The organism is Motilimonas pumila (genome assembly GCF_003596335.1).
GTDB lineage: Bacteria > Pseudomonadota > Gammaproteobacteria > Enterobacterales > CBDFNC01 > Motilimonas > Motilimonas pumila.
Window position 1 is genome coordinate 23,845 of record NZ_QZCH01000003.1, and the last position, 22,735, is coordinate 46,579.

Here is a 22,735-nt window from a genome sequence, read left to right on the forward strand (position 1 = left end):
ACAGCAGGATGAGCTCCTGCTTACGATTCACTTGTCAGGATGACAAGTCTAAAGTAAAAAGGATTTTACGATGAAACATGAGCCCCATTCTCGCGGTAACGTGAGAGCGGCAGCCGCGCGTTTTTTTACGCCTCATCATGCTGCTGACCATAAAACTATTTTGACCAGTGCAACGATTGCATTGGCCGTTGCTAGCACATTTTCTTTTAACGCGAACGCGCAAGCTGTTGAATGGGTGGCTGGACAAACTCGGGTGAGTAATGGCGAACAAGTTATTTACCAAGGGCAATGTTACCGCGCTCAAAATAATCCTGGTACTTGGGAAACCCCAACCTCTTCAGCCGCGTGGTTTTGGACGCCAGTTGAATGTACAGACACGCCAGTTTCGCCGCAGCCATCTGTGGCCCCCACGCTTAGCCCTACGCTAACTCCTACTGTTAGTCCTACTGTTAGTCCTACGCAGATACCGACTCCCGCCCCTGAAGGTGTGGTTGAATGGCAAGCGGGCAAAACGAAAGTGAGCAATGGCGACTTAGTAGAATATCGCGGCCAATGTTACCAGGCGAAAAATCGCCCTGGTGTTTGGGAAACGCCTGTGGCAACGTCGTGGTTTTGGCAAGTGGTGGAGTGCCCTCAAGCGCCTGTGCCTACTGCCGTTCCTACATCAGTACCTACTGCTGTACCAACAACGGCACCTACGTTAACGCCAACGCCGTTCCCAACTGTTGTACCCACTTCAGTTCCAACGCTAGCGCCTACGCCGTTACCAACTGTTGTACCCACTTCAGTTCCAACGCTAGCGCCTACGCCGTTACCAACTGTTGTTCCCACTTCAGTTCCAACGTTAGCGCCAACGCCATTACCAACGACAGAGCCCACCATCATTCCTACACTTGCGCCTAGTGAGCCGCCTGTTGCAGGCAATATTTGGTATGTCTCGCCTGACGGCAGCGATGGTAATGATGGCAGCATAGACGCGCCTTTAGCCAGCTTGAAAAAAGCCGGTACTAAAGCGCAACCCGGCGATCGCATTGAGCTACTCAGTGGTCGTTATCAAACCGCGCAAGTACTTGATAAGGTAGCGGGAAGCGCTCAAGCGCCTATTGTCGTTAGCGGCAAAGACGTGGTCATTGATGGCACCATTGATATCAATAGCAGCTGGAAGCGCTATCAAGGCAATATCTATCAAACTCAGCTTAATCAAGACGTGTGGCAGCTTTTTGTGGGCGATGAAATGGTGATGTCGGCCCGTTGGCCGAATGCTCAGCTAAAAGATGGCTCGTTGTGGGATATGCAAGCGACATGGCGTCACCAAGCACCTGCCAGCAGTTTTGGCACCATGATTGATGAGCGGCCCTACCAGAGTATAAAAGTCAGTAACAATGGAAATACTTATACACCATTACCAGTAGGCGTCAATTCTCAATCACTGGCTGATAGTGACATTGATGCAACTGGTGCCATTGCGATTATGAACATTGGCTCTTGGTTAAACTGGGCGCAGCGAGTAGAAAGTCATAACGCTGGCAGTGATCGTTTTAGCTACAGTACTGATTTTACCGGCTCTGGCTCGGCGATGAAAAATGCGGCCAACAACATCTTAAACAATGACAGCTTTTGGCAGGCAAAGAACGTCAAATATGAAGAAGGTCATTATTATCTTGAAGGTAAGTTAGCCTTTCTTGATAGCCCGAACGAATGGTTCTATGAGCCGAGCACTAAAACTGTGTATTTGTGGGCGCCTGAAGGGGTAGACCCGAATCAGCTTGAGGTGAAAGCTAAAACACAAACGTATGGCTTAACGGTGCGAAATGCCAGCCATGTTCAGTTTGAGCAGCTCAACTTTTTTGCCACGGCGTTTACCGTGGTCAACTCTCACAACGTGGTCTTTAAGGACATTACGGCGCAATATTACGCCTATTCTAAGCGCATGTTAGGCCAACTTACGCGACCTGAGACGATTAAGTTTATTAACAACAACAAAGCCATCACTGAAACGAATAATGCCATTGTTGACAGCTACTTAGCATATACAGATGGTCCTGCTTTTGAGTTCATCAAAGAAACTTATGACACCATAGACAATAACTTGATCCACGATATCGATTACTCCAACTTAGGCACAGGGGGCGAGGGCAGTTTAAACATGGCGCAGCAAAGCCGTGGCATAGTGTTTACCAATAATACCTTTCATACCGCGGGTAACTCAGAAGGAGTAAGAGTGGGGGCTGAGTCTGTGGTGCGTGGTAATCGCGTTTACAATACCAGCTTATTACAGCACGACGGCGCGGCAATCAACGTTGGCGTTGCAGAGCAGGCAGGCACTGAAATAGCCTACAACTGGGTTCATGACTCGCCGAAATCCGGTATCCGTTTTGATGGTGTCGAAGGCGCCGCGAAAACCGGCCGGGATGGTGTTGTACATCATAATGCGGTATGGAATACGGCATTTTCTATCATCAAAGGGAATTACCAAGGCACTTATAACAACCTGATCTTTAATAGTGATAAAGCCGATCTTATTATCTTCAATAAACAAGATGCTGGTGGCATTAATTTAGCTTCAGAAACGTTAAATAACTTGGTTGGCTCACTGCAAGGGCGAAAATCGGGTACCCCGCAGCAGCTTGAAGTACCGGGTTTACAAGGCAGCAATGTGTTAAGTCAGGATATGTCGAGTTACTTGCAAGGCCCTGCTTGGGGAGACTTTAGGGCTTGGCCTTTGGCTGGTTTAACCGATGCCGGAGAGCAAGGGAGCTTGTTTGCCCTAGGTTATCAAGAGAGCAATCCAGATATTGGTCCATATGAAGCGGGAGAGACGTATTGGATCCCCGGTCATGTGCACGATCGGGCTGAGCATCCTGTGCCATTTGACACTGCAGACAGTGTGAGCTTAACGCCAACGCTAATGTTTAAGTTGGCAAAAGGGTCAACGGGTAAGGTGTACTTTGGAGACAATCCCACTTCGTTGACTTATTTAGGTAGCGAAAGTGCATTGCCATTAACCGCACTGCAACCTGCGACCACTTACTATTGGCGTGTCGACAGCCAGCACGCTGGTATTACCCAACAAGGGCAAGTGTGGCGTTTTACTACGGCTAATTAGCTTTAGCATAACTTGCTAAAGCTCCATGGTTAAAAGGCACTGATATCAGTGCCTTTTTTTATGAGTTATTACTGGTATTGATAGCTGAGTGTTAAACCTGAGTAGCTGGCATATGCTTTTGTTCCCCAATGCCATGTGCCGGCCGCTGGGTTAGTAATGGTGCAGGTTTCACTGTTGCCGTTTTTATAAGGGCGACAGTGATAACTTGATGACGTGGGTTTGCTGGCGCTGCGCAAGTATAAATCAGCATCGCCACTGCCACCTGAGATGGAAACCGTGAGTTGGCTAAGGCCCGTTGGCAGGGTGAACTCGCCATATTGCCAATCGCCTTTGTTCGCGGCGAGGTTAGTAATGGTCTCGCCACCAGTTTGCCCGCCGCTGTCGCCTTGGCTAAAGCTGGCTGTTAGGTTGACCCCGGCAAAATTGCTGTAACCTTTAAGGCTAATGTAATAAGTACCACTGCTTGGCGTAGCAAAACTGCAGTTTTCTGTATTGCCATTTTTGTATGGGCGACAGTCGTAACTGTTGCTGCTTGGGCTACTGCCATGTTTGACGTATAAGTCGGCATCGCCAGAGCCTCCTGAGATATTGATGGTTAAATTTTTGGCGCCGGCAGGGATGACAATCGTGAACTCTTGTTTTTCACCTTTATTGCTGCTAATGGCGGTTTGGGGCACGCCATTGGTAAGCTGGTTATTGCCACTTGGCGGTTGCGTTGGTGGTGGGGTTGGCCCAGGTGTAGGTGGCGGCGTTGGCGTCACAGAGCCGTTATCAATCCGGCTGAGGCCGTTACTGGCTTTTACTAAGGTTAATACCTCACCTACTTCCGCAGCATTCCACCAGGCCACGTTGCTCGGCAGCGCTAACGGATTTGCTTGGCGCTCGCTGTTGGACAAAGCGTAAGCGCTATTACTAAATTGTGCGGTGCGCACTTCGACTTTAGCGCTGCTCACGCTCAGAACCTTAAATTGCTGAATACTCGCCAGATCTATGGTCCATGACTTAGGATCGTTGGCCGAGCGTGCCGGCGCCCCCCAGCTGCCTTCACCCACAAATACGGTACCGCCTGCGTCAGTGGCGCTAAAGCCATTGCCGCTGGGCTTTAACGGTCGGGTTATTTTATTGATGTGGGTGTCTGACTCTACCACTAGGTTCATTTTATTGTTGTAGAAGGTTTGCGCCCACCAAGTATGCAAAATGGTATTGTCAGACTTGCCCGTGTAATGTGGAAACATGGGTTTGTGGTACTGGGCAATACGCCAAGTTGCACTGCTGCCTTGACTGGCCAAATCACTTGCTAGCCAGTTATTCATGGCGCTGGCATAACTTGACCAGCCTGAGTTTTTAAACTGACTGTTTAAAGTGTATACCCGCAGCAGCGGCGAGACATTAAACGCGCCGTAAGTGTCGTTCGCGTTACATTGACCGTCTTGATTAAAGTCGGCCCCAAACACCTGACACAAGGTATTGTAGTTATTGTCTTCATGGTTGCCGTGGGTCGGAATAAACGGGTAAATACGCTTAAAGCTAACGCCGTCGATGTTATCGCTAGAGAAAGTCAGCTGCCAGTCTGCTAGGTAGCTACGCATTTCGGATGCACTATTGGCATTGGTGAAATCGCCGCCATGCATCACAAACAAAGGGCGGATTTTGGCCACTAACTTGTTGCCATTGCGGCGGTTGGTCCAACCAGTACGAGTATCACCCCCGGCGATAGCCACAAAAGGCGTATGGCTATTGGGGGCCGTTTTAAACCAGAACTTTTGGCCACAGCCCGTGCTATCACACACTTGGTAATACACTGGCGAGTTAGCCGGTAAGCCGGAGAGCTTAACAAAGTGGTTGGTTAGGCTGCCAGCAAACGTGCGCGTGGCGCTCAGCTCTTGAAGAGTCCAGTTAGTGTCGTTGCTGTTTAAACCGTATCTGACGTAATGATTGCTGCCGCCATTAGGGCTAAAACCAATGGTGGCTTGAGATTGCGGTGAGGCATCCCAGATTAGTCTGTGATACTGGCTGCCTGCTTGGGCCGTACTGGCCGCACAAGTAGCCAGCGCTAGCAATATACTCTTAGTAACGAGTTTCATTATGTGTTTCCTTACTGTCTATAGTTTGACGTTTTAAAAACAGCTAATGACGGCAAGTATTTCATTACATCAGCTGAGAAAGTGCATCACTGAGTCATTTCAACTCCTGCGGGAGCTTGGTCTGATACCAGTAATACAAAAGCTGCGTTGCGATAAGGTAAAGGAGTGATATCACCTGAATAGAAGTTAATAGCTAACGCCCCTTGGCCTAAGTGTTGGTAAGCGCCAGCAAGGGCTTGGCTGTGATCGGCGCTCCAATAGTCGCCGGCTTTAATATGAGGGAAGTAATCCACGGCCATTTTAGCCTGCTGCGCCCTGTCATTACTTTGCAATAGGGATTGTAACTCCTCTATTTGAGGTAAACGCCAACCGGCGACATTGCAAAGTCGTTGCTGATTGGCGCGGCGGACCAAATCTTGGCTATCACAGCGGGTAGACTCAAAGTAACAGTCTCCCAGGTTAGCTGCGCCCCGCTCCAGTCCTGCTTCTGTTTGTTGCCACCACGAGTAACTCCAGTAACCGTCATGGATGTTTTCGTTATCGGTTTTTACTTCCCATAAGCGCTTATTTTGTTTGTCCCAGACGCATGCCCAAGGGCCTTGCCAAGGCGTTAGCCGCTGCCCTTGTGGGCTGATTTTTTGCCAGCGGCTGGCTTGACTAACCGCTGGTGTTGATGGCTGCAGCCATGCCAGTAAGCAGGAAAACAGTAACAGAATCAGTAAGGAATACAGAGCTCGCTGTTTCATTGCCATTCCTTAGACGGCGTCGTGGCCATGGCAAACTCTACTGCGCCGGCGGCATCGCGCTGCTCTGGGTAATGCAGTTGCACTGCTCGTTGGTGGCGAGTATGGGCGGTTTGTGAACTATCAAAAGCAGAAACCCACAAGCAAGTACCGTTGGCTAATTCCACATCATGGGCTGAGCCTGTGTTGTGTTTCCTGGCTATTTCTAAGGTCCAGTAGCCTTGTTGCCATTGGCCTTTAGCTGCAACATGGCCTCTGTCCCCTTCAAATTGGTTGGAGCGATATAACACCGAGGGCAGTTGTGTCCCTAGCGGGAAATGATCCAACTCTGGCTGGTACGGTTGGCTGTCAAACCATGGTAAAAATGCCGCATGGTGAGGCTGGGTTAAGTAATCAGGATTCGGCAATCGCTTGGGGGTGACAGTGCTAGGAGAGTACCATTGCCAGTTCATCACATATCCGCCGCTTTCTTTGCCGTCGGCATGATAGCCGGCAGTGTAACGACGTTCACCACTGCGCATTTGTAACAAAGGACCAAAGTGATTGTCGTCAGCTTGGCGTTTATGATCCGTGCGCACGGCTTTCCAATGCCACAAATCTCGCACCTTGCCATCTAGGCTTGCGTGGTAGCCTTTGCCGTGCCAGTTCGCGGGTTTGTCCGCAAATGGTTGGAGGCCTAAATGGGTGGTGTTGTCACCGCCATGACCACATTGCTTGGATAACAGCACCGCAAACTTGTCTTCATAAAACTCGGTTTCGTCAAAGTGATAAAAGCCATTTTGTTGTACTTTCCAACCTTGCGGTGTTTTCACCAGTGGCAGGTGTTGCAAGCTTTGAGTGGGGTCAAACCAGCGAAACAAGAAGTAGCTTTCGTTAGCATTGGCGGCCGCTTTAATGGTGACATTCGTGCTGCCATCAATAAAGTTGGCACCGCCACTGGTATGTATGGTGATGCTGGGCGCGTGTTGCCAAAAATCTTCGTTGGCCTGGCCATCAATGTGCACTGGGGTGGTGTTGGTTAACGCCAGTAGTTTTAACTCTTGGCTATTGTTAGCAGTGACGAGTTGATACAAGCCGGTGCTGGTGATTGCTAACAGTAACAAGGCCATCGCTGTGGCGCGCTGGCTGTGAGGCTGAACTAAGGGAGTGAGTAAGCGCTGAATCAATAAACGACCGTATTGCAGCACGTATACGTAGCTGTGCAAGAGTAAATACAGCAATAAGCTCAACGCCGCGTAGTAATGTATTTGCGCCATGGTGACGGGCCACATTTGTAGCCAGAGCAACGGCCCGGAGCAGATTAAGCCTAGCACGGTAATATAACCAAAGCGGTTGACCCATAAGTGGTATTTTTTAAAGCCTGCAAGGGGTTGGCGCATGGCTTTTGAGTGCGTCACTTTGGCTTGATACAGGCGAAAGATGAAGTAAGCAAGCACGCATACCATAAAACAAGTTGTGGCCAGTAGGTGCCATTTATGCATATTGCCTTGTGGCAAAACCGGCGAGAGCCAGTGCAGATAAGTGTGACTTAGGCTCGCTATCCTTAGCCCAGTCAGAAGCGCGGCAGTGGCGGCAAAAATGGCAACTAAGTGGATAATTAAAAAGACGTTTCTGCTTTTTCTTGTCACCGTTACGCTCTCCAAATGAAGTTAGCGGCAGAATATACGGCGAGAAATTGACAGCTTCTTGACAGATTTAAGACGGTAATGGATTAATTCGATAATTAGCGAGGGCGACAAGCTTTCCCCGCAATAATACCAAGTAAGTTAGGCTAAGTTATTGATGATTCAGCTGGCGAAGTAACATTTGATATTTAGGGTTCGTTTTTAGCTGTTGCCGGCCTTCCGCAATAATGTCATCAATGATGGCCTTATCTAATACTAAGTCGGTTGGCACCTGATTGAACTTGTGCCTTTTGCTAGGATCTTGGGTATTGGCAAAGCTGACTTGAATAAAGTGCGGCACCACGGTGACTTGCTCATTTGATGCGTCTTGGGCCCAGCGCTGCATCGACTTTTCAAATAGCTCTTTGGTGGCGTCATTATAACGGTGCAGCTGAATGTCAGTAACGGAGTTGAGGGTTTGCTCTAATGAGGGCAGACTGGCACTTTGGCCAATACCGTGCTCTGGAGTGGTTGAGGCGTCCACCGAAATCACCACCACATGATGCTCTGATTTAGGGCGATCAATTTGCACGTGTTTGTGTAATTGCCCTAGCTCCATCATGTCGTAAATCGCCAGCAAGCCTAAGTTGTCCGTGATACCGCCATCAACCAAATGAATATATTGGTTTTTCTGTTTATTTTCGTACTCGTTGATTTCTAACATGGTTTGTTGACTGCGATACGACAAGCTTTGTGATTGGTTTGCAGCGCTTTGGCGCTGACAAGTGTCGTAGTTATTGAGCACTATGGGCTCAAATAACACAGGCACCGCAGCTGATGCCGCCACAGCATTGGCAATAGGGTAATCGTTAATGTCTGAGCACAATAAATTAAAGTACTCCTGAATAAACGAAAATCTCAGGCCCGTGGTAATGTCAGAAGCATTAATAATAATGTAAGGAGACTGGCTAAGGTCGATATCAGCAAAGGTTGCATCGCCAAACAGCTGCTCATTGTAATACTGCTTGGCGGCGCCGGTACGCCCTAAGCCACTGAACCAACTGGCTGGGTTCATTAGTCGCCCCATTAAAGCGTCACGCACGTCTTGATATAGAAAGTCTTGTTTGTAATCGGTAAAAATTTTGTCTTGATACAGGCCGTAATACGCAGAGGTGAAACTGCCTCCAGAGACAGAGCTGATCACATCGACTTCGCTGACCAAAGCTTGCTGCTCTTGATTGATGGTGACTGGGGTTTGGTGCAACTCTTCCAGCACACCATAAGATAAAGCAGCAGCGCGGGTGCCGCCACCAGAAAAACTTAAGATGATGCTGACGTCGTTATTGCTTTTGCCTATGATGCGTTTCACCGAATAATGGCTGTCACTAGGGGTGACAGCTTGCTCGCTATTTTCAGGTTTATTGATGGCCGAGCAGCCTGTTAGCAAGACGCCAGCTAAAGACAAGATAGCAAGGGGTTTTAACATAACAGACTCCTCAAAGGCACTCAGCCGTGATGAACTATTTAAAATAAGCTCATGAAATACGGGATAATTAAGGCATTAGCCAAGTCAATAAAAAAGGCGCACACTAAAGGTACAATAATAAATGCTTGAGCGGAATAGCCGTATTTATTACTGACCGCAGACATGTTTGCCATGGCGGTGGGGGTTGAGCCTAGAGAGATGCCGCCAAAGCCCGCGCATACGACCGCCGCGTCATAAGTTTTACCCATGGCCGGAAACACCACAAAGATGTTAATCAGCACAGCCAGCAATAATTGCATCGCTAAGATGGCAAAGATGGGGCCGGCTAAATCAATCAAGGTCCACAACTGCATACTCATTAGCGACATCACCAAAAAGGTGCTTAACGCAATGTCGGCAATTAAGGAAACGGCTGCTGTGCGAGTGGGCCACTTGGTACCAGATATTCGTGGGTAAGTATTGGGTACTAAGTTGGTAATGACGATACCGGCAAATAAACAAGACACAAATAGCGGCAGCTGTAAGCCTGTTTGAGCGATAGCTTCATCGAGCATCACGCCGACGATGATACAAATATGAATGGCTAATACTGCGTCTAGAAATTCAAACGAGGTCATCGCTGCTTTGCCCTTGCGATCTTCCGTTTGGCCTTGACCTAAGCCTGTTTGATTTTGACCTGAGCTTAACTTGTGTTTTTTGATCAAATATTTGGCGATGGGGCCACCCATTAAGCTGGCTAAGATCAAACCGAATGTGGCGCTGGCAATGCCTATTTCCATGGCGCTTTCTAAGCCAAACTCTTCGGCCACCTTAGGCGCCCAAGCGATGGCGGTGCCATGGCCACCAATCAAAGAGATGCTGCCACTGAGCAGGCCAAACACTGGCTCTAAACCAAATAATGAAGCGACTGATACGCCGACTACGTTTTGCATCACCATAAAGAAAATGGTGATAGCCAATAAAATCACCAATGGCTTACCGCCTTTGAGCAGATCTTTTAAGCTAGCGTTGACACCTATAGTGGTGAAAAAATACACCAGCAACGCATCACGTGCGGTGAGGTCAAATTGCACTTCAATGGCGGTAAAGGCAAACAGCAAAGCCAATAAGCCCGAGACTAAAATACCACCCGAGACGGGCTCAGGGATACTGAACTCTTTTAAAAAGCCGATAACTTGATTGAGGCGACGCCCAATAAACAAGACGATGATGCCCATGGTCACGGCAAAAAAGACTCGAGATAAAGGATGTTATCTTGAAATTCCATGCGTTGCTTCCTCTGTTTAAATGGAAGTGAACGCCCGCTCAGCGGGCGTCAGTTTATGGTTACTTGCCGCTGGTACTTGTAGAAGGTGCGACTTCCCAGTTACCGCCTAACGCTTTATGCAAGCCAATGATGACTTGTGAGGTTTGCAAATTGGCTGCAACTTCACGGTCTTTGACTATGTTTTGCTGGCGCTGCGCGTCTAGCACTGCCATGTAATCGGCTAGGCCGGCGCGATATAAAGAGCTGGCCTTGTCGTATGCTTTATCCGCTTGGGTACGAGTATCCGCGGTGAGTGTTTCTAACTCTTGACTGCTGCCGTAGGCGTAAAGCAAGGTTTCCACTTCGTTGATGGCATTGTTGACCGACTGTTCATAGCTTAATGCGGCAGCTTGAAAGCGGCTTTCTTGCAGTTCGACCATGGCTTCTGACCGGCCGCCGTCAAATACCGTCCAGCTTACGCCCACGCTTGCCAACCAAGCGGCGGAGTCACTGCTAAACAAGTCGCTGAAATCGCCCGCCAGCACGCCCGGTGACCCTGTGAGGTAAAACTTAGGGTATTTATTGGCAATGGCTGCGCCCACATCGGCGTTGATGGCTGCCATTTCGCGTTCAGCAATTTGAATGTCTGGGCGGTTCTTGAGCACCTCTGAAGGCATGCCTACAGGTACTAGACCACTGAAATCGGGCAGTTCACCTTTGCCAGCGAGTAAGCTATTCATGTCGGCAGCATTGCGGCCTAATAGAATCGCCAGTCTTTGCTTATGCACGTTTTGGGCTATGTCCAATTGTGGTATCACAGATTTGGTAACAGACAATGCCGCTTTGGCTTGAGCTAAATCTAGCTCAGAGCCATAGCCACTTTTCACCACGCTCTTGACCAACTTTAAAGTTTGCTGCTGTGACTCTATTGTTTCCTGCGCAATGGCTTTGCGTTTTTCTGCGCCGCGATATTGCAAGTAGTTATGGATCACGTCAGAGGTTATTAAGGTGACCATGGCATCTTTCATGATGGCCGCTTGTTGAGCTCGAATTTCAGCTGACTCGGCTTGATAACCAAGACGGTTAAAAACGTCCACTTCCCATGAGATGTTGGCATTCACCGTAGTGAAGTCGTATTGGTTGTCTATCAAGGCACCGCCACCGGTTAAATCACCAAGGGCACCAGGGGTGACCAGTGGACCCGCTAACGGGTCGTTTTCACTGATTTGATAGCTGGTGGCGCCGGCATTTAAGCTGATAGTAGGCACTTTGAAAGACTCTATCGCTTGTTGGTAAGCTTGCGCTGCCTTAATGCGCTCTGCCGCAATCTTCAATGAGATATTTTGGCGCTGCGCTTGTTCAACCAGTTGGTTAAGTTTGGCGTCGTTAAACGCTAACCACCATTGTGATTGCACCGTTTGTTGGCTAGCTTGGGTGCCGGCCACGGTTGAGTATAAAAACTCGTTACCAACCGCATCTTGCGGTGCTTGGTACTCAGGGCCTACGGCACAACCTGCTAGGGCCAAAGAGAACAAGATGGGTGTCAGTTTAGGGAATTTCATTATGCGTTCTCCTCTGCGCTTGCTGCTGGTGCAGGCATCGCCTCTGAATTTTGTTGTTGCTCTTGTTTTTGATAAGCCAGTTTGTATAACGCAGGCATAACGAAGAGCGACAAGAAAGTAGCTGCTGCTAGGCCACCAATAATGGTTGCTGCCATTTGGTCAAATAACAAATCTGTTAGTAGTGGTATCATACCTAGCATAGTCGTTAGCGCGCCCATTGAGATGGCCATGGTGCGATTCATGGTGGCTTCTTTGATGGCGTCAGATAGGCTCATGCCGTTGCGACGTTCTAATTCAATTTGGTCCATTAACACGATGCCGTTTTTGATGATCATGCCTGACAGACAAATCACCCCAACCAGCGCCATAAATCCAAAGGCTTTGTCGGTCAGTAGTAGCATGGCAACCACCCCAGTAAAGGCCAATGGTAAGGTGCCAAAGATAATGGCTGGCTGTTTAAAGCCGTTGAACATCAACACCATGATAATCAGCATCACTAATAGTGCGTGGGGCAGCTTGGATAAAGTATCAACAATGGCTTTGTTCTCATCGTAGTACTCACCGCCCCATTTCAAGCTGTAACCGTAAGGCAGCTCAATGGCTTCGATGGCTTCACGGCTGTGTTCTCTTGCCAGTGCTACCGTGGTGCCTTCAACCCCGGCTTGTACTGTAATGGTTGGCACTCTGTCACGACGCCAAATCATCGATTCTTCAGTATCAAATTCGAAGCCGTCAACAAGCTGGCCTAGCGGTACTGAGTGAATACCTAGTAGCGACTGCACTGGTAAGCTATCTAAGTCGCCTAAGGTAACGTCGATGCCGCGTACCTGAATGGGGATGATTTCATCACCTCGCTTCATTTGGCTTAACGGGAAGCCTTCTGAAGCACGTTTAAGTGCCAGCGCAATGTCGGTACGGTTAATACCGGCGCGTCTTGCTTGGTCTTCGTTGATGATTGGCTTCACCACTTTACTCTGTTGGCGCCAGTCGTCGCGAATGTACTTCGCATTGGGATTTTGTGCCAAGATGGCTTGAGCTTGCTGTGAGAGCTGGCGTAAGACCACAGGATCTGGACCACTGAAACGGGCTTCGATACTGAACTTATCAGAGGTGGCCAGTTTCAGAGCACGAAAGCGTGGTTCGGCGTGAGGAAACTGCTGCTTTAACCAAACGTCACCGCGTTTAACCAGTTCTTGAATCGCGGCGTAATCCACCGTGTTAATCAAGATTTGACCATATGCAGGGTCGAGAGGCTCTGGCTCAACCGTTACCGAGAAGCGAGGTGCGCTTGCGCCCACATAACTTGAGAAGTTCTTTACTTCTGGTTGTTGTAATAACCAGGTTTCAATCTTCTTCATGTCGGCAGAGGTTTGCTCAATTTGAGCGCCATTAGGTAGCCAGTAATCCAAGAATACAATGGCACGGTCTGACGATGGCATAAATACCACACGCACCATAGGAATTAATAAGATGGTGATAGCAATCAGTGGGATAACGGCAGACAAACCTTTTTTCGGATTGTCGACCATCCAGTTGACTGCTTGGCGATAGCCACGTTCAAACTTGGTTGGGGCTTTATTTGCACCATTGGTATCTGGCTTAAGCCATAACCAACACATCAATACAGTGACGGTGACGGCGACTAACCAAGACAGTAGCAGCGAAGACATCATGATTTGTGGTACTGACAACGAGAACTCAGATGCGTCGGTATTTGAAATCAATACTGGCAGCGTACCCATCATGGCGATAATAGTCGCGGCAAATAATGGAATTGCGGTTTCTTTTACCGCTTCGATACCGGCTTTGGTGCGCTCTATGCCTTTGTTAATTTTTACGATGAACAGGTCAACAATGACGATGGCGTTGTCCACCAACATGCCCAGCGCCAGGATAAAGCTGCCCAGAGATACACGTTGCAGGTCAATGTTATTGAAGTTCATGTAAACCAAGGTGCATAAAATGGTTATCAGTAAGCTTGAGCCGACAATCAGCGCACTCTTAATGCCCATAAACACCCATAATACGACCACTACTATCAACACACTTTCAAGCAGGTTAGACACAAAGTTGTTGATGGATTTTGTGACTTCATCTGGCTGAAAGGCGATGTCTTCTACCTCTACGCCGATGGGCGCAGTTTGTTTAAAGTCGCTGATGGTTTGACGCAGTTGGTCGCCAAGGGACACCACGTTGACGCCGCTTACTGGGCTAACCGCGATGGTGATGGCATTTTTACCATTGTAACGGCTGATGCTCAGAGGTGGCTCTTGATAACCCATAGAGATGTCGGCGATATCGCCTAACCGAATCAAGCCCGTGCTTACATCACCGACGCCGCCTTTAATCATAAAGTTGCTGATGTCGGCAACAGATTGAAATGCGCTGCTTTGCTCAATGCGAACGCGCTCAATACCGGCTTTAAACCTACCCGCATCATAAATGGCGTTTTGGCTGTTTAGCTGGCTGATGACTTGCCCAGCTGACAGCTTGTATTGGGCTAAGCGCTCTTCAGGTAAGTCAATGTTGACCACTTGTTGTTGCACGCCGTGCAGCTCAATCTTTTTGATGCCTTTAACCGCTTTTAGGCGACGCTGTAGCTCTTGGGCGTGGTCTTTAAGCTCTGCCATGGGGATGCCTTCACCCGTAATCGCAAACAGCATGCCGTAGACTTCTGAGAACTCGTCTTGCACTATGCTGATTTGCGCCGTGGTGGGCAGTTGCAGTTTGACGTCAGCAATTTTACGACGCAGTAAATCCCACTCTTGTGGCAGTTCACTTGACTGTGTGGTCTCCACTAAGTCAACAAAAATCATTGACATACCTGGCTTCGACAAAGAGCGTAGCTCATCAAGTGAGGCCATTTCTTGTAGTTTGGTTTCGACTTTATCTGTGACTTGTTGCTCCACTTCTTTGGCAGAGGCGCCAGGGTAAAGGGTGACCACAACCGCGCTTTTAACGGTAAAAGTAGGGTCTTCTAACTTACCTAAGTTGAAGTAAGATGCGATGCCTGCAATCACACATAAGACGGTAAAGAAACCGACAAAAGTGCGTTGTCTTAGGGCGAATTCTGCGATATTCATGGCCGCCTCCTATTGCTTATCAGCGAAGATAAGTTCGCCAACAGCTTGTTCTGGTTTCAGAAAACCCACGCCTGAGGTGATGATAATGTCACCTTGTTGTAACTCACCGCTGACACAGATTTCGTCGTCGAGCATCTTACTGACGTTCACTGCGTGTGGGATGGCTTGTTGTTGTGTTACGCCATAGACATAGTGCTGTCCTTCACGCTTAAACACGGTGGAATATGGCAAGCAAAAAACGTTTGCGGCGCTGCCAAAATCTGCTTCTACAATGACAGACTTGCCGGGTAATGCTCTTTCATCTGTTTGGGTTAGGGTGAAAGTGACGGTGTAAGTTTGCTTAATCGCGTGTGGCACTGTGCCCACCTCTTTGGCTACGGCGGTCAGCTTATCGGTTTTGCCATGCCAGAAAATTTCCGCCGCTTGGCCTTGGTGAAAGTGTTGAATCAAACTTTCAGGAACATCAATCACGGCTTCTAGTTCGTCCGGGCGATGAACTTTAAAAACCGGCACGCCAGGCAATACTTGCTCAAATTGTTCGGCGTGCTGCGCGCCAATAACACCATCAAATGGCGCTCGTAAGGTGGTGTAACGAATAGCGTCTTCGGCTTTGGTAATGTTTTGTTGCACTATGCTGATGGCCGCTTTGGTGCGCTCATAGGCACTGCGAGCACGATCTAAGTTGACCGTTGCAATGGCATTTTCTGAGATGGCTTGTTTAACACGGCGCAGCTCTGACTCGGCCAGTTTGTGACTAGATTCTGCTTCAGCTAAGCGGGCTTGCAGTTCAAGTAAAGCCACTTGGTAATCGTGTGGATCAAGCTGGGCTAATATTTGGCCTTTAATCACGTGATCGCCAGGGGCGACAAATACGGTTTCTATGGTGCCCGGCACGCGAAATGCCACTTCGGCTTTGGCGGCTGATTGCAGGCTACCCGCGAAGTATTGCTGGTATTTGGCTTTATGGTCACCGAGTTCAATCACGTTAACTGGACGAGGACTTTTATCGACAGCTTGGACCTGACTATCTGTGCATCCTGTCAACGCGACCGTGAGTGTGATAGCGAGGATACTGAGTTGAGTAGGGTTGTTCATAATGTTGACCTCTTTCACGTATTGCGAGTGATAGTGTTAAAACTAAAAAGTGCCTTTTAAAATTGTCTGTTAAGCAATCATGGAAGGCTTTTATTTGATGTTTTCATTATCGACTTGAGGCCATTGATTGGTAACTGGGGGAGTTACTAGTAAGGGCTAGAAAATTTACTAGTTCGATGCTTTGCCAAAGTGATGGCTCGGCTAAACTGAGAAGGCGGTATCTTCACCTTTAATATTTCAAGGTGTTATGCTTGCTTTGGCTGATCAGTGAAAGCAATCAAGGAGTACGAGGTTGAAATTTGGAATGCATGGCAAAGCTGTTAGCTTGATATATAGCTGGCTCATATTGACTTTTTGGTTGGCTTTACCCACTCAAGCAGCTGAGCGTGACAACTTAAATATTGGCGTGGCCAAAAAAGGCTGGGCACCGTTTGAATTGGTTGAGAATGGCCAGCCAAGCGGTTACTTGGTTGATTACATGGAGCTGGTGGCAAAACAGGCCGATATATCGATAAACTGGCATCTGGTAAAAGATCGCGCCGCGTTATTACAGGCCGCCCAAAGCGGTGAACATGACCTGATAACCTATGGCGCCAAGGTTGATAAATACCGAGATAACTTTGTCTTTGGTAAAGAAATTTTACCGCGTTACATCACAGCTTTTAAAAATGAAGCCAAACAGGGACAATTTAATTTAGACACCATAGCCAACTGGGTGGTGGCTTCTCCGAAAGACTATCAAACTACGCGTTTACTCCAGCAGCGCTACCCTGAGATCAAAATATATGAAACCTTAAACGTCTCTGATTCTATCGTGGCGGTGGCCAGTGGTCAGGCTGATATTGCGTTTGCAGATCTTGCGGTTGGCCAAGATGCTTTAGGTCGTGGCTTTTTCTCTAATATAGTGATTGAGCCCGCTCCTGGTTACGTTAAAGACCTGTTTCTACCGATTCATATTCTTTATAACAACGCCTTGCCAGCAGCCTTGATTGACCGGCTTGAAACTGCAAGGGAGCAAATCAGCCCAGGAGAAGTCACCAAGCTGCAAGACAAGTGGCGCTTAAAAGCCAACTTTAATGGCCTTTCGCTGACGGATGAAGAGCTCACTTGGATAGCCAGTGCGCCGCCGATAAAGATCCCAGCGTACACAGATTTGGATCCGTTTAGCTTTGAGAAAGATGGCAAGGTTGTCGGCTTTACGATGGACTATATTCAGCTACTGAGTAAAAAAACGGGTTTGAAGTTTGAGGTGGTCAAGGGCCATGAATGGACCGAGCATGTATTAATGGCGCAAGGGCGTCACTTGGACATACTGCACATGGTGCGCCGACGGGAAGACTTAGCTCAGTTTATGACCTTTTCTACCAGTTACCTGACTAGCTCTCCTATGGTGCTTTATAGCCGCGAAGAGCAACAAGAAATCTCGTCTATCGAGCAATTAAAAGGGTTAACCTTAGCGGTGACTCGAGACTACATAGAGCAGCGCTATATCAGTGAGCACTACCCAGAGCAGCAACTTTTGCTGGTGGACTCAACCGGCGAAGGCTTAAATGCCGTGCTGAAAGGAGACGCCGACTATTACCTTTGCGGTGCAACGACTTGCGATACCTACATATACCAAAACTTCCTGTCTAACTTAGCGGTTACTGGCCACTTGGGCATTGAAGCGTTATCAAAAACCCAAGCCGTGAAAATGGCGGTGCGCAGCGACTGGCCGATTCTGACAGCTATCATTGATAAAGCCATTTTGTCGGTGACGCCAAATGAATTAAAGCAACTTAAAGACAAATGGTTAACCCGCGTTTCTCGTGAGCGACTGGTGATAGAGTCGCTGACCAAAGAAGAAGAAGCGTGGATCCGTAATAACCGTCGTTTGGCGTTCAGTTCACCGTTAAAGGCGGCCCCGTTTGGCTTTATTACCGATGACGAGGAGCTAGGTGGTATCGCTTACGATATTTTGCGCCGTTTCCAACAGCAATACGACATTGATATTCATTTGGTTAAGTATAACTCTTGGCCCAATACCCTGAATGCTCTGATTGATGGCAGCGTTGATTTCATTCCTACCATGGATGTCACGCCTGAGCGTAAAAAGCACATGCTTTTCACTGATCCCATTATTGATATTAACTTTGCTGTATTTGGCATGTTAGATAAGCCTATTGTTGATGACCTCACCGATATGAAGAACTTGCGTATCGGTATGACCAAAGGCAGTGGTATAGCCGAGCAACTGCAAACGGACTACCCCCACTTGAGGTTGATAAGCTACGGCAACTTGCAAGACAAAATACTGGCGTTAGCAGAAGGGGAGGTGGACGTTATTATTGAGAATCCGCTGACCATTGAGTATCAAACCACCTTGTTGGATCTTGAAGGCATCGTCGAAGTCGCGCCTACGCCTTACAAGTTAGAGATAGCTATCGGCGTGCACCCTTCAAAGCCTGAGCTGGTGAGTTTGTTGAATAAAACATTGGCCAGTATCAGTGATCAACAAATGACGTTGATCATCGATAAGTGGAGTCATTTACGTGTGGTGGAGAAAAAAGACTGGCTGAGCATTCTTTCTTGGGTGATTGGGACTGCCGTTATCTTGTTAACCACGGTGTTGCTATTTAGCTACTTTAAACGCCGTCAAACTTTGCAGGTATTAAAGCGTACCAGTGACAACCTGAAAAATGCCCAGCGGGTTGCCAAGCTAGGCAGTTTTGCTATTAACCAAGAAAACATGCTACTTGAACTCTCTTCTGAAGCCGCCAAAATGCTGGGTGTGGCGAAAGGTAAGACCTTGTCGCGTACCCAATACGTGCAAATGATTGCCGAGCAAGATCGTGCCGACTATGTGCAGGCACTTAATCAAGCTTTGAATACCGGCCTGCTCAATCAAGAGTACCGTCTTATTACCGGAACTGGCGAAAAATGGCTCAATGAAATTGCCGAGTTAAGCTTTGACCCGCAAGGTAAATTAGTGTCTGGGGCTGCGACCATTCAAGATATCAGCTTATTTAAAGCCAGTGAGGCGGAAGTATTAGAAAACCAAGCTGAATTGCGTAATCTCACGTCTAAGTTACTCAGTGTGCAAGAGGAAGAGCGTAAGCGGGTCGCGCGTGACTTGCACGATGATCTAAGCCAGCGGTTAGCGGTGATTGCGATTGACGCGGGCACCTTGTTGCACAAGGTAGAAGACGATAGCGTGAAAGGCACGTTGCAGAAAATCAAACAAGACCTGGTGCGCATAGCCGAAGATACCCACAGTTTGTCGCGGCGGTTACATCCGTCCATTCTAGACGACTTAGGTTTAATTGACGCGCTGCGCTCTGAAATAGATAATTTTCAAAAGCGTGAGCAGATCCGCGTGGATTTTTTCCACTCAGCCAAAGGATTTCAGGCCGACAAAGACGTGGCGTTAGTGCTGTTTCGTATTGTCCAAGAGGGGTTGCGAAATATCGCTAAATACTCAGAAGCTTCCAAAGCCGTGGTCAGCATTAATCTGGTGAAGGATTTATTGATCTTACAAGTGCAAGATGATGGCATGGGGTTTGACGTGGTAGAGGCCAAACGTTCACCAGGACTAGGCTTACAGAGCATGATGGAGCGGGCTAGGTTGATTAATGCTGAGCTTGAAATCGTTTCTGTGGAGAACAAAGGCACCACCATAGAGCTGCAAGTGCCCCTTGAGCAAAGCCAACAAGCAGATTAAAGCTGGCTTAAAAGCATCGCCTGGCCTTGGTATAGAGCCAGGCGATGAACACCAACCAAAGCTAAGCTGGTAAATGCTGGTGTAAACGCCGGCTCAGTCCCAGAAATAACGCAGTGTAGTCGCGAAATAAATATCTGTGCTGTTATCCATATTGACGATGTTTTCTGTCATAGAAAGTTCCAGTGCAAATTGGTTACGACGGTAACGATACCCAGCCACTACTTCTTGGGTGGCATCACCAAATGCGCTGTTATCATCTAATACTCCTTCGTATACATGGTATTGCAAAATTACGCCGTGGCGCTCGTTAAACTGATAACCGTAACCTGCGGCGAAGCTCCAAGAGTGTTTGTTGATGGGGGCGTCAAATACGATAGCGCCGTCGTTTCTGTGACTATAACCAAGAGAGCTGAATACGCCATGAGCGCGATGACGAAATGAGTAGTTCAGCTGTACGCCTTGCTCAAAACTGCTGCGTTTGAAAGTACCGCTGGGTACGTCATTGTAATACAAACTGCCACCTATGGCCCAAGCGTGTCGCTCACTGGCATAAAGTTGGTATTGCAGGTAACCATGAAACTCACTGCTCATGGTGTCATTTTCGAAATCCGGCAGTTCCATACCGTATGCGTGTGAAGCCATGCTAAAGCGGTGGTCGCTGACTTCATCGCGGCCATTTTGGCCCATTCCTACTAAGTCGTGAAAATCTTTGGTGAGGCCGTCTAATTTGTTATCGCCAGCCCAAGCATAGCGATACATGACTTCAGCTGAGAGTTTGTCGTTTATCTGGTAGTTGACGCCAACAAAGGCTTGGTTTTGATAATAATCAAGTTCAAATTCTGCGCTTTGTGCCCATACACTGCCTGCTGCGATGCCGGCAAACACTTCGTGGCCTTGGTCGTGAAACGCGCTGCGCAGTTGCGGTGTAAACGATAAGGATTGGTAGGGTGAAGCCGCGTAGGTTCGCAGTGGCATAAGGTTGGCTTGAGCGAGTCCTGACATTGCTGATAACGCGGTAACCGCAAGGTATTGGCTTAAACGAATAAAAGGGCGAGTATTCATGGCGTATTTCCTTATTGAACGTCTTGGGTTCAATCTCATTGGCTTTAGTTGATATAGGAAATCTTATTTTGATTGGGGCGAAATGATGACTCGAAAAATTACCAGTGCTGAGCTGGTGATTTACCAGTTGTTATTAAGGGCAAACAAAAACGCCTTTTTTACAACATAAAAAGGCGTTTTTTGAGAGGGCTACAGATTCGTTAGATGGAGTAGATATAATAAATCTGCGCTTTCATGCGAATAATGATGCCACGAATCACATCAAGAAATGACAGGAAAGGGTGGGGCTTATCTGCGCTTATCCAAGCCAGGCCCACGGCGCCAACAGGGATGTCGTAACCCACCGGTTCGAGTAATTTCAAACGTACAAAATGATACTTATTTCTGACGTTCTTTAAGGTGGTTTGTGACACTGACAGCTCTCTGCCTAAACTGCCGGCTTCTGACTCGCCAGTCGCTTCGACAATGCCTTGTACTTCAGCCGCAAATACTTTACCCGGATAAACCGGCGAGACAAATTCAGCCAGTTGGCCCGCATGCACGTTGCGTATGGCTTGATGATTTACCCGCATTAAGATGTATTTTTCATTGGTGTACATTTGCATGCGTGACAAGATGCCGACGTATTGACCTTCACGTAAAATGAAGTTGGTGACAAAGCCGTCTGATGGCGCGTACACCTTAGTTTGCGCCAAGTTCCAAATAGCTTGTTGATGCAACTCTTTGGCGGTATCAAAAGCGGCTTTGGTATTTTGTACATTGAGTTTAGCTTGCTCAATTTTGACCTTAGCTTGAGTGACATTGACACCCTGGCGTTGGACTTCATTATGTTGCGAGCTAACCTTATTCAGAGCCAGTGACACCTTGGTTCTTTGTTCGTCAATCATGCTTTCTGTGATGGTATGTTTTACCACTGCATTTTGTTTCAGGTAGCGCTGTAACATGGTGGCTTGTAATCTGTGGTCGTCTTTCGCCGACAGTAAGGTACTTTTGCTTATCTCAAGGTTAATCAAGCTATTCTCATAGTCGTTTTGCGACAATGACACTTGTTCTTGCGCGATTAAGTACGCCACTTCTGCCGACTCTTGTTCGCTGGCAGCTTTTTGCTCTTGGATCTGATACACCTCATCGTCTAACTCAAAAATCAATTGGCCTTGTGCCACTTTTGAGTTGGGCGCTATGTGAATTTTAGCCACCTTACCTTTGATTTGAGTATTACCCGGTCTGAGCTGAACATGGGGTGCTTGTACGATAGAGCCCCCGGACATGTCCATTGGTGTAAAGTTGATTAAGCCAATCCAAACAAAGCCTAACCATAGACCGCCGCCGACATAAGCAAATGCCTTAAATGGGGTGGTCCAAGGTACGCCTAGCAGGCGCAGTATGTAGATAAAAAGAGCCCAAATGGCTAAACCTTCTAACATGATTTATCTCCTTCTGGGTGAGAGCCGATAGATTGGCGTTGTTGTACTGAGGTCTTTTGTGGTTCGTCGAGGGTGCCATGTCGCCAAATGTCACGTAGCCTTATAATGGCTTTCTCAGCGTCTAAAAACGCCACGATAATCGCCAGCACCCAAACCCAGTGCCAAACAAAACCGATCCAAGTGAGTATGGTGATCAGACCCAGTTGCCGATGACCCGACTCGTGGGCTTTTTGAATTGGCAACTCGTGCAGCTTCCAAAATGCGGCAACTACCGCAACGATTACACCAACCAGTACGACAGCGGCCACTATGTGTAAACCTATGTCTGTGCCAGTGTCGACGAAAGGGGGGGCGACTAAACTCATAATTTCCTGCCTTAGTTAAATGAAAAGCTTGTGTGCCAATGCTTTTTCAAAATGTCCTAATCCTCAGTTTAAAGGCGCAGGAAAAACTAAATACTCGAAAAATTACCAGTGCAGAACGCGAATATTACCGGTTTCAATTATGAGGGAAAGGAGAAGCATGCTGGAAGCGAGTAAG

Annotated in this window: 13 protein-coding genes; 2 read left to right on the forward strand and 11 right to left on the reverse strand. The window is 48.0% G+C overall.

Annotation, left to right across the window (positions count from 1 at the left end):
- Positions 1-70: 70 nt before the first annotated feature.
- Complete coding sequence (locus D1Z90_RS04435) at positions 71-3,106, forward strand: right-handed parallel beta-helix repeat-containing protein (protein WP_119909543.1); 3,036 nt, start codon at positions 71-73, stop codon at positions 3,104-3,106.
- Positions 3,107-3,174: 68 nt separating this feature from the next.
- Here D1Z90_RS04435 and D1Z90_RS04440 read toward each other — a convergent pair whose 3' ends face one another.
- The 8 genes from D1Z90_RS04440 to D1Z90_RS04475 all read right to left on the reverse strand — a co-directional run bounded on the left by D1Z90_RS04440 (position 3,175) and on the right by D1Z90_RS04475 (position 16,009).
- The gene (locus D1Z90_RS04440) at positions 3,175-5,190 is read right to left on the reverse strand and encodes a pre-peptidase C-terminal domain-containing protein (RefSeq protein ID WP_119909544.1); all 2,016 of its coding nucleotides are present in this window, start codon (positions 5,188-5,190) and stop codon (positions 3,175-3,177) included.
- Between the two features lie 86 nt (positions 5,191-5,276).
- Positions 5,277-5,936 carry an Lcl C-terminal domain-containing protein gene (locus D1Z90_RS04445; RefSeq protein ID WP_119909545.1) on the reverse strand — a complete coding sequence of 220 codons (660 nt, stop codon included), beginning with the start codon at positions 5,934-5,936 and terminating at the stop codon, positions 5,277-5,279.
- On the reverse strand, positions 5,933-7,414 hold the full coding sequence (locus D1Z90_RS04450) for an ethylbenzene dehydrogenase-related protein (RefSeq protein ID WP_198419050.1): 1,482 nt from the start codon (positions 7,412-7,414) through the stop codon (positions 5,933-5,935). The genes D1Z90_RS04445 and D1Z90_RS04450 overlap by 4 nt, the downstream gene beginning before the upstream one ends.
- Before the next feature lie 295 nt (positions 7,415-7,709).
- A complete protein-coding gene (locus tag D1Z90_RS04455; protein WP_119909547.1) occupies positions 7,710-9,023 on the reverse strand; it encodes a patatin-like phospholipase family protein in 1,314 nt (437 codons plus the stop codon).
- Positions 9,024-9,061: 38 nt separating this feature from the next.
- Positions 9,062-10,240 carry a sodium/glutamate symporter gene (gene gltS / locus D1Z90_RS04460; protein WP_119909548.1) on the reverse strand — a complete coding sequence of 393 codons (1,179 nt, stop codon included), beginning with the start codon at positions 10,238-10,240 and terminating at the stop codon, positions 9,062-9,064.
- A 109-nt stretch (positions 10,241-10,349) separates the two neighbouring features.
- Positions 10,350-11,831: an efflux transporter outer membrane subunit gene (locus tag D1Z90_RS04465; RefSeq protein ID WP_119909549.1), complete on the reverse strand. Its 1,482-nt coding sequence runs from the start codon at positions 11,829-11,831 to the stop codon at positions 10,350-10,352.
- Entirely contained in the window at positions 11,831-14,914 is a 3,084-nt protein-coding gene (locus tag D1Z90_RS04470; protein WP_119909550.1) for an efflux RND transporter permease subunit, read from the reverse strand. Before D1Z90_RS04470 ends, D1Z90_RS04465 begins: the two co-directional genes overlap by 1 nt.
- A gap of 9 nt (positions 14,915-14,923) precedes the next feature.
- Positions 14,924-16,009, reverse strand: coding sequence for an efflux RND transporter periplasmic adaptor subunit (locus D1Z90_RS04475; RefSeq protein WP_119909551.1), 1,086 nt, complete (start codon positions 16,007-16,009; stop codon positions 14,924-14,926).
- A 292-nt stretch (positions 16,010-16,301) separates the two neighbouring features.
- Between D1Z90_RS04475 and D1Z90_RS04480 the strand changes: the two genes are divergently transcribed.
- Positions 16,302-19,709, forward strand: a complete 3,408-nt coding sequence (locus D1Z90_RS04480) for a transporter substrate-binding domain-containing protein (protein WP_147378729.1) — start codon at positions 16,302-16,304, stop codon at positions 19,707-19,709.
- A gap of 93 nt (positions 19,710-19,802) precedes the next feature.
- Here the strand turns inward: D1Z90_RS04480 and D1Z90_RS04485 are convergent, their stop codons facing one another.
- From D1Z90_RS04485 to D1Z90_RS04495, 3 genes are all read right to left on the reverse strand, one after another.
- Positions 19,803-20,771, reverse strand: coding sequence for a DUF3187 family protein (locus tag D1Z90_RS04485; protein WP_158587053.1), 969 nt, complete (start codon positions 20,769-20,771; stop codon positions 19,803-19,805).
- Between the two features lie 200 nt (positions 20,772-20,971).
- Entirely contained in the window at positions 20,972-22,195 is a 1,224-nt protein-coding gene (locus D1Z90_RS04490; protein ID WP_119909554.1) for an HlyD family secretion protein, read from the reverse strand.
- Entirely contained in the window at positions 22,189-22,560 is a 372-nt protein-coding gene (locus D1Z90_RS04495; RefSeq protein ID WP_119909555.1) for an MFS transporter, read from the reverse strand. The genes D1Z90_RS04490 and D1Z90_RS04495 overlap by 7 nt, the downstream gene beginning before the upstream one ends.
- Positions 22,561-22,735 lie beyond the last annotated feature (175 nt).